Source organism: Mesorhizobium sp. M7A.F.Ca.CA.001.10.2.1, from assembly GCF_003998575.1.
Classification (GTDB): domain Bacteria; phylum Pseudomonadota; class Alphaproteobacteria; order Rhizobiales; family Rhizobiaceae; genus Mesorhizobium.
This window is the reverse complement of the sequence record NZ_RZQY01000273.1, coordinates 1-7490: the sequence shown is the minus strand read 5'-3', so window position 1 is coordinate 7490 and position 7490 is coordinate 1. Positions and strand designations below refer to the sequence as shown.

At 61.9% G+C, this 7490-nt stretch carries 11 protein-coding genes; 5 read left to right on the top strand and 6 right to left on the bottom strand.

Translation table 11 applies throughout. The features are described 5' to 3' along the window. The 3 genes from EN964_RS18305 to EN964_RS18295 all read right to left on the bottom strand — a co-directional run. A partial coding sequence (locus EN964_RS18305; RefSeq protein WP_164775873.1) for a xanthine dehydrogenase family protein molybdopterin-binding subunit occupies nt 1-953 on the bottom strand: 953 nt, incomplete at its 3' end. A gap of 3 nt (nt 954-956) precedes the next feature. Continuing rightward, nucleotides 957-1979, bottom strand: coding sequence for a xanthine dehydrogenase family protein subunit M (locus EN964_RS18300; protein ID WP_127267536.1), 1023 nt, complete (start codon nt 1977-1979; stop codon nt 957-959). Nucleotide 1980: 1 nt separating this feature from the next. Then, nucleotides 1981-2598 (bottom strand): (2Fe-2S)-binding protein, encoded by a 618-nt coding sequence (locus EN964_RS18295; RefSeq protein WP_127267537.1) that lies wholly within the window; start codon nt 2596-2598, stop codon nt 1981-1983. A gap of 165 nt (nt 2599-2763) precedes the next feature. Between EN964_RS18295 and EN964_RS18290 the strand changes: the two genes are divergently transcribed. The 3 genes from EN964_RS18290 (at nt 2764) to EN964_RS18280 (ending at nt 3902) form a co-directional block, all read left to right on the top strand. Further along, nucleotides 2764-2934, top strand: coding sequence for a hypothetical protein (locus EN964_RS18290; protein WP_127267538.1), 171 nt, complete (start codon nt 2764-2766; stop codon nt 2932-2934). 170 nt (nt 2935-3104) lie between these two features. After that, nucleotides 3105-3422, top strand: a complete 318-nt coding sequence (locus tag EN964_RS18285; RefSeq protein ID WP_127267539.1) for a plasmid stabilization protein — start codon at nt 3105-3107, stop codon at nt 3420-3422. 36 nt (nt 3423-3458) lie between these two features. Then, entirely contained in the window at nt 3459-3902 is a 444-nt protein-coding gene (locus EN964_RS18280; RefSeq protein ID WP_127267540.1) for a PPC domain-containing DNA-binding protein, read from the top strand. A 22-nt stretch (nt 3903-3924) separates the two neighbouring features. Here EN964_RS18280 and EN964_RS18275 read toward each other — a convergent pair whose 3' ends face one another. Both EN964_RS18275 and EN964_RS18270 read right to left on the bottom strand, forming a co-directional pair. After that, the gene (locus EN964_RS18275) at nt 3925-5199 is read right to left on the bottom strand and encodes a DUF763 domain-containing protein (protein ID WP_127267541.1); all 1275 of its coding nucleotides are present in this window, start codon (nt 5197-5199) and stop codon (nt 3925-3927) included. 100 nt (nt 5200-5299) lie between these two features. Continuing rightward, nucleotides 5300-5908 (bottom strand): cysteine hydrolase family protein, encoded by a 609-nt coding sequence (locus EN964_RS18270; protein ID WP_127267549.1) that lies wholly within the window; start codon nt 5906-5908, stop codon nt 5300-5302. 201 nt (nt 5909-6109) lie between these two features. On the opposite strand from EN964_RS18270, the gene EN964_RS39420 reads away from it, so the two are divergent. Next, the gene (locus EN964_RS39420; RefSeq protein WP_127267542.1) at nt 6110-6505 is read left to right on the top strand and encodes a GFA family protein; all 396 of its coding nucleotides are present in this window, start codon (nt 6110-6112) and stop codon (nt 6503-6505) included. Between the two features lie 24 nt (nt 6506-6529). Further along, nucleotides 6530-6961 carry an HD domain-containing protein gene (locus EN964_RS18260; protein ID WP_127267543.1) on the top strand — a complete coding sequence of 144 codons (432 nt, stop codon included), beginning with the start codon at nt 6530-6532 and terminating at the stop codon, nt 6959-6961. Nucleotides 6962-6990: 29 nt separating this feature from the next. On the opposite strand, the gene EN964_RS18255 is transcribed toward EN964_RS18260, so the two are convergent. Continuing rightward, nucleotides 6991-7401: a DUF427 domain-containing protein gene (locus EN964_RS18255; protein ID WP_127267544.1), complete on the bottom strand. Its 411-nt coding sequence runs from the start codon at nt 7399-7401 to the stop codon at nt 6991-6993. Nucleotides 7402-7490 lie beyond the last annotated feature (89 nt).

Here is a 7490-nt window from a genome sequence, read left to right as displayed (position 1 = left end):
ACATAAGGGTCAGGGCGTGACGTCACCTCCCAGGCCTCATGTCCGAACGCCGTGATGCGGCCGTCCTTGCCGGCGCCCATGCGGATCCGATGCCGCGTTTCGGCTCGATAGGTCTGCGTACCGAAGGCTTGCATGCGATTGACGACGCAGCGAACCGGCCGGCCGATGCGCCGCGCCGCGACGGCAACGATCGCAGTGCGTGCCGTCATCGGCCCCTTGGAGCCGAAGGCGCCGCCGATATAGGGACTGACGATCCGCACATTGGCCGGATCGAGCTTCAATTGGCGTGCCAGTTCCACCTTCCAGCCCGTAACATTCTGGCTGGGCTCGTGGATCGTCAACTGGTCGCCCTGCCATATGGCTGTGGTCGAAAACAGCTCGATCGGATTATGATGCTGGGTCGGCGTCGAATACTTTTCGTCGATCTTCACCGTCGCATCCGCCCAGGCGGCGTCGAAGTCACCGGCCTTCGCATCCTCCTTGAACATCGGGCTTTTGCCGGCAGCCGGTTCCATCTTCACGCCCTTGGAATCAAAGCTGGCGCTGGGCCGTTCGTCCTCGTAGTCGGCGCGGATCAACATCGCTGCCTCCTCCGCCGCCTCGAAGCTTTCGGCGACCACCAGAGCGATGATCTGACCATCGTGAAAAACCGTCTTGTCGTGCAAAGGCCCAATCGAACTTGCGCCGGTGTTGCCGAATTTCGGCATGTCGGTCTTGTCCAGATCGCCATAAGTGACGATGTCCAGCACACCGGGTACGGCCCTGGCGTCTTTCGTGTGAAGTTCGGAAACCTTGCCCCGCGCAATGCTGCTGGTGGCAAGGGCACCGTGGGCGACGTTGGCGGTGACGATGTCGGCGGGATAGCCGGCCTGTCCGGTAACTTTTAGCCGGGCGTCAATGCGAACAACGGGATCGCCCTGGTTTTCCCTTGGAGCGGGTGCAGCTTGGTTCATGGCTCAGCCCTTCATATCCCGGGTTTCGAGCAGCGCCCGCACCAGCGTGCGCTTGCCGAGCGGTATCTTGAATGCGTTATGCTCGCGCGGTCTGGCATCGGCGAAAGCAGCCTCTGCGGCCTCCTGCGCCGTGGCTTCGTCAAGCACTTTGCCCTGTAGCGTGTCCTCTGCTTCGCGCGCACGCCACGGCACCGTCGCCAGTCCGCCGAGCGCAATGCGCGCACTCCTTACCGTCTCGCCATCCATGTCGAGCGCGACAGCCGCGGACGCCAGCGCAAACGCGTAGGATTCGCGATCGCGTATCTTCAGATAGCGCGACCGGCTGGCCCACCGTGCGAGCGGCACTTCGATGGCGGTAATAAGCTCGTCGGCGGCCAGATCCGTCTCGATGTCGGGCGTCTCGCCCGGCCGTCTATGCAGCTTGGCAAAAATGAGCGTGCGCCTTCCCCGCGAACCTTCGACATCGACGGTGGCGTCCAGCGCAACCAGCGCCTGCGCGAAATCACCATGATACGTGGCAATGCAGGCATCGCTCGTACCCAGCACGGCATGCTGGCGATTGGACCCTTCCATCGCAGCGCAGCCGGAGCCCGGTTCGCGCTTGTTGCACGGCCAAGATATCTCTCGAAAATACTCGCAGCGCGTACGTTGCAGCACATTGCCGCCCAGGCTCGCCATGTTGCGAAGCTGACCGCTGGCAGCGAATTTCAGGCTGTCGGCGAGGACCGGGCAACGGCGCCTGACATCATTGTTGTCGGCTGCTTCACCCATACGGACCAGCGCACCAAACCGGATCTTATCATCGTCTATCCTGATCTGCCGCAAGGCCGGCTCGGCAAGAGAGTTGAGGTCGAGCAGTCGCTCCGGCCGCGCGACACCGAGCTTCATGTAGTCGGCCAGATTGGTGCCGCCGGCGATGAACTGCGTGTCGGCACCGGTTGGCGGAACATGCACGGTATCGGGACGGGACGCCATGGCGATTGCCGCGGAGACGCTGGTTGGTCTTTCATATACGAATGGGTGCATCCTAAGCCCTCCTGGTCTCGTCGCGTGCCTGGACGATCGCGGCAACGATGTTGGGATAGGCCGCGCAGCGACATAGATTGCCGCTCATATATTCGCGAATATCGTCTTCCGACCCAGCATGGCCTTCGTTGATGCAACCGATGGCGGACATGATCTGACCCGGTGTGCAATAGCCGCATTGAAAGGCATCGTGGTCGACGAAGGCCTGCTGGACCGGATGCAATTCCCCTTCCGCCGAAGCCAGGCCTTCCACCGTTGTGATCTCTCGGCCCTGGTTCATGACGGCAAAGCTCAGGCAGGACAGTACCCGCTTTCCGTCGATCAGCACCGTGCAGGCACCACACTGACCGTGATCGCAACCTTTCTTGGTGCCGGTCAGGCCGACATGGTCGCGCAGCGCGTCAAGCAGGCTGGTTCGATTGTCGAGCGCGAGGTTGTAGGTCTGCTTGTTGATACGCATCGAAACCGCCGACAAATCGCGCGGTTCGGCCGGTTTTGCGGACGCGGGCTGGGCAGCTCTCGTCGGGGAATTTACAAGCGGCATCACCGCCGCCGCCGAAACAGAGGCCGTCATGAACATGCGTCTGCTCAGGCCACTGGAAGTCTTGGCATCGGACATGGCTGGCTCCGGGCTGGCTGGGTCTCAAGCGGCCCAAACCACTCGCGGAGGGCAAAGTTCCCTCCTCACGAGCCTGTGATCCTTTTTTCTGTCGGCGGGATCGACGCAATCGGAACCTCCCCGGTCAAGCGATGGTTGTGTGCCAACAGCGGGAAGGAGGCGATCATGAGCGATGGTCGGCATGGCAAGGACCGTGACAATGGACCCGTATTCTCTGCGGATCAGGCGAGACAAGGCGATATCATCCTGCGAACGCGCACGCGTCGGGTCGTCTTCATAGCCGGCTTGGTCGGCGTCGTGATCCTGGCCCTCGTCGTGAGGTTGGCAATCGGCTGAACCAATCCCCCTCGCCTTGCTGCTGCACTCTCCCCGGCCCGAAAGGCGCTAGCTTGCGCGGCGCGGCGGTGTTTGGCCATGCATCGCGATGCGCCATTGGCTACGCGACTTCTGTTGGAACCAGCGCGTCGAGTCGACGTTCAGCCCTTATTCAACAGGAGGAACAGGCCGTGCCACGAGGCGAGAAATCGAAATACACTGACAAGCAGGAGCGCAAAGCCGACCACATTGCCGAAGGCTATGAGAAGCGCGGGGTTTCCGACAAGGAGGCAGAGCGGCGCGCATGGGCTACCGTCAACAAGGACGATGGCGGCGGCAAGAAGGAAGGCGGTTCCGGCCGCGGCAAACACACGGGCCATCCAGCGGCGCACAAAGGCGGCAAAAGCGGCGGCAAGGCATCGGCATCACGGTCTGCCGCAAGCCGATCGGAATCGGCAAAGAAAGCTGCGGCGACCCGCAAGCGCAATGCGGAACACCGCGCACATTGATATGAGGCCGGCACTGAATGCGGCGGGAGCACAGGGATGAAATCGCAGCTCGTCAATGAGATCGGCGGACAACGAACATTCGTCGTGGTGCTCGACCCAGGCGAAGAAGCGTTCGCGGCACTGACCGCCTTCGCGGTCGACCAGGAGATCGGCAGCGCGTCCTTGACCGCCATAGGGGCTTTCGAGAAAGCCACGGTGGGCTGGTTCGATCCGGCCTCGAAGACCTACCGCAAGATCCCTGTCGACGAACAGTGCGAGGTTCTGAGCGCGATCGGCGATGTCGCACTGGGTGACGACGATAAGCCCAGCCTGCACGTCCATGCGGTCCTTGGATCGAGTGACGGCACCACTCGGGGTGGACATCTGCTTGACGGCATCGTTCGGCCAACGCTCGAAATCACCCTGGTGGAAGCACCCGGTCATCTACGTCGCAGCAAGCGTCCGGAGCTCGGTGTCGCACTCATCGATCTTGACGATTGATCTCCAGCCCCTCCACCCGTGCTCACGCTTTCTCGTTCCGCTCAGTTGATGCTGTGTCCGGCGGCGCTTCCCAGCCAAACACGCTGCGCCCGCCAAGCAGATGCGACTGGTCGAATTCTCCCGCGACAATTTCCTTCAGGCTGGGGCCGGTCACGTATCGTTCGACTTGCCGCGACTGATCGTCGAGCCGCCTCAAGGCACCGATTTCTTCATCGCGACCGAGCTTTGCCTTCTGCACGGCCGACTTCAGAACCCCGATCGTCTCGTCATAGACCTTCAGCGGTACCGGAAATGGATGCCTGTCCTTGCCGCCATGCGCCAGCGAGAAGCGGCCGGGATCGGAAAACCGGCAAGGCGCGCCATGCACCACCTCGGCAACGAGGGCCAGCGCGCGCACCGTACGCGCGCCGACGCCGGGGACCAGAAGGAGCTCGGCGAAATCGGTGGGACCGCGGTTCGCGGCGGCTGCGATATTGCCGTGAAGACGATGCATGACGACATCGCTTTCGCGAACATCATGGTGGGCCGGCATGACCAAATGCGGCAGCAGCGGCTGCTCCGGTTCTTGCCGGCGCGTCGGCTCCGCGCAACGCTCCAATGCTGCAAGCTCGCCCAGGATGCGATCGGGTCCGAGGTCTTGCAAAAGGTTCAGTTGCCCTTGGCGCGACGCGTCGGCGCGCCTGTCGGTCAGGTTGACGATCTCACCTTGATGGACGCCCTCGATGGCGGCATGCGGCTGCTCGACAAAACTCTTGAGGCCCTCGGAGAGCCAATGGTAGCGGCGCGCCACCTTGCTGTCACCGTTCATGCCTTGCTGCACCACGACCCAGCGACCGTCATCGGTGACGATGAAACCATGCAGGTAAAGATCGAAACCGTCCTGGACCGCGGCGCTGTCGACTTTGGCGACAAGCCGGCTGACGGTGGCAAGGCCCGCCCCGTCGAAGCCGACGCGTTGGCCGATGGCCTCCAGCTCATGCGGGGTTTTGCGCGAATGCGCGCCGCGACCACCGCAGACATGAATGCCGAGCTCGCCGGAGAGCGGCGTGAGGCCACGCTTCAAAGCGCCCACGACGCTGGTCGTGATCCCCGACGAGTGCCAATCCATGCCCATGACAGCACCAAAGGACTGGAACCAGAATGGATGCGCCAGCCGCCGCAGCAGCTCGTCTCGACCATAGTGATGAATGATCGCCTCGCACATCACAGCGCCAAGACGCGTCATGCGGTCGCCGAGCCATTTCGGCACGCGCCCGCCATGGAGTGGAAGGTCAGCACTTCCCGATCGTTGCGTCACGTCTGCTACCTGTTCTGGTGTCCGTCATTCTCTTAACAGATAGGCAGCCCAACCGCGCAAGGAAGCATGGACACTTCCACCCGGGCCGGGTTAGCGGACGTCAAGTCCAGTTCGAGAGAACCGTTTCCATCTCAACCGTCTCGACCTGCTGCGCGAAACGTTGGTGGTAAACGGTCAGCAGTGCATCATGGGTTGCGTCAGAAGAACTGCACAGCGCGTCCGTGACGAGAACCACGCGATAGCCGAAATCGATGGCCCCGAGCACGGTGGCGAGAACGCAAACATCTGTTTCGCCACCGGTAATGACCAGCGTATCGATGCCGCGCTCCACCAGAAGGGCTCTGAGGCGCCCTTCGAACCAGGGCGAATAGATGTGCTTGTCGATGATCGCCGCTGGCGGGCAGTAGCCGGCTAAAGACGGCAACAGTTCGGTCATTTCGGGCCCGATCGTCTCGATCGTCAGGGAAGCCCAGCGCTCATAATAGCGCTTCCATGTGCCGACGCCCTGCCCCGGCTTTTCGGCTGGCAGGAAGCGTGTAAAGACCGTCTGTGGCGCGCGTCTTTCGACCAGCCTCTCGATCTGCGGGAGAACCCGGGTGATCCAGGGCGTTGCCCATTGAGACGGCTCGGCAAACAGCCGCTGCATATCCACGCAGACATGCATGCATCGATCGCCGAGAGGTCCGTATGCCAGCCCCGGCATCGACATCAGCGCTTCTCCGACCGACGATGCATTTCCCTGTTTCCTCACTTTGTCGGCAAAGACACGCAACGCCGCGCGCAAGCACTGGTTCCTGAAATAGCCACAGGAACCGACGCAAATGGCTGGCGTTTCCGCTGAGATGAATGGAGGTGCTCGCATGAGACCGCGCGAGAGGCGTTGGAGCCGCAAGTCAGCCGGGGCGCCAAAATGGAACTAAGCGGAGGATGTCTCTGCGGCACGATCCGCTTCCGCGTTGGAAGCGAACCGAGAGTGCATTATTGCCATTGTGATATGTGCCGGCGAACGACCGGCAGTGCCTTCGCAGTTGTGGCCTGGGTGCCTTCCCAAAGCGTGACCTGGACCAATGCGACGCCGGCCTATCGCAGATCTTCACCGATTGCCCGGAGGGGCTTCTGCTCCGCCTGCGGATCGCCGCTCAGCCTTGCCTATGACGCATCGCCCGGAGAGATCGCGTTGCATGTCGGAACGTTCGACGATCCGGCTCGCCTGGAGCCGCGCTACAATTATGGATCGAGGCAGCGACTTGGCTGGGTTTGCTGCGGAATAGACCTGCCGCACCACGATACCGAGGAGCGATGGTGAAACCATGTCTGAAGGGCAAGCCAGATGAGCATGTTTTACCGGGCGGCCAAGATTGCCGAAGAGGTCCACGCAGCACAGCGCGACAAGACCGGGCGACCGTATATCGAGCACTGCCGCCGGGTCGTCGACGCGGTCGAAACCACGGACCAGAAGGTCGTCGCCTATCTCCATGACGTCGTGGAAAAGGGCGAAGGCTGGAACCGGACCAGGTTGGACGAGGCCGGTTTTGGCCCGACGATCGCTTCGGCCGTCGACGCCATGTCGCGCAGGGATGGCGAGGACTACTTCGCGTTCGTGCGACGAGCGGCATCGAATCCATTGGCGCTGCCGGTGAAGCGCGCGGATCTGGCGGACAATATCTGGCAAGCCCGACAGGTCGGGGCATCGACTGTCAAATATGAGGAGGCACTACGCATCCTTGATGACGAGTTTCCGCGCCGTCAGCACCAGCCTTGAATCAACTCGCCCCGCTGCGAACGGGCAATCTACTCCGGGACGTGGGGCGTGTGCCGTCTGTCCTCCGCGGGCTCAGCATCGATGCGCGCCTTTTCCGGATCGAATGCACCATGACGTGCAATGGGCCGCGCCGCGGTTTCAGGCGTCTCGTATGCCCACATGAAATCGTCAGCCGAGCTGCCCACCGCATGGACGCGCCAGTAGCTCGCGGTGCCTTTCGAAGGGGAGCGGCTGGTGGTGTTCGTCTTTTCGAAAAGGTCGAAATAGATGTCTTCGAAAGGGATGTAGAACACGGGCTCATGTCCTTCTTCCTGAAGCACTTTCGCCCGTTCCGTAGCAGCGACTATGGCGTCGGAAAATCGTACCGTCACCGTGCCGACAAACGGTACTATGGCCAGCTGGCCAGCATGGTGTGCTGAGATTGCGTCTGAAGCTTGCATTCAAATTCTCCCTGGCTGCCGATTGATTGCGAGGCCGCATTTCGGTTCGTCATGCATGGAGACGAAATGCGCGGCGATGCGTCAGGTTC

Excerpts from the sequence above, each read along its gene's own strand:
- EN964_RS18300 (WP_127267536.1), bottom strand. The coding sequence starts at position 1,979 with ATGCACCCATTCGTATATGAAAGACCAACCAGCGTCTCCGCGGCAATC.
- EN964_RS39420 (WP_127267542.1), top strand. The coding sequence starts at position 6,110 with ATGGAACTAAGCGGAGGATGTCTCTGCGGCACGATCCGCTTCCGCGTT.
- EN964_RS18260 (WP_127267543.1), top strand. The coding sequence starts at position 6,530 with ATGAGCATGTTTTACCGGGCGGCCAAGATTGCCGAAGAGGTCCACGCA.
- EN964_RS18290 (WP_127267538.1), top strand. The coding sequence starts at position 2,764 with ATGAGCGATGGTCGGCATGGCAAGGACCGTGACAATGGACCCGTATTC.
- EN964_RS18295 (WP_127267537.1), bottom strand. The coding sequence starts at position 2,598 with ATGTCCGATGCCAAGACTTCCAGTGGCCTGAGCAGACGCATGTTCATG.
- EN964_RS18280 (WP_127267540.1), top strand. The coding sequence starts at position 3,459 with ATGAAATCGCAGCTCGTCAATGAGATCGGCGGACAACGAACATTCGTC.
- EN964_RS18255 (WP_127267544.1), bottom strand. The coding sequence starts at position 7,401 with ATGCAAGCTTCAGACGCAATCTCAGCACACCATGCTGGCCAGCTGGCC.
- EN964_RS18270 (WP_127267549.1), bottom strand. The coding sequence starts at position 5,908 with ATGTCGATGCCGGGGCTGGCATACGGACCTCTCGGCGATCGATGCATG.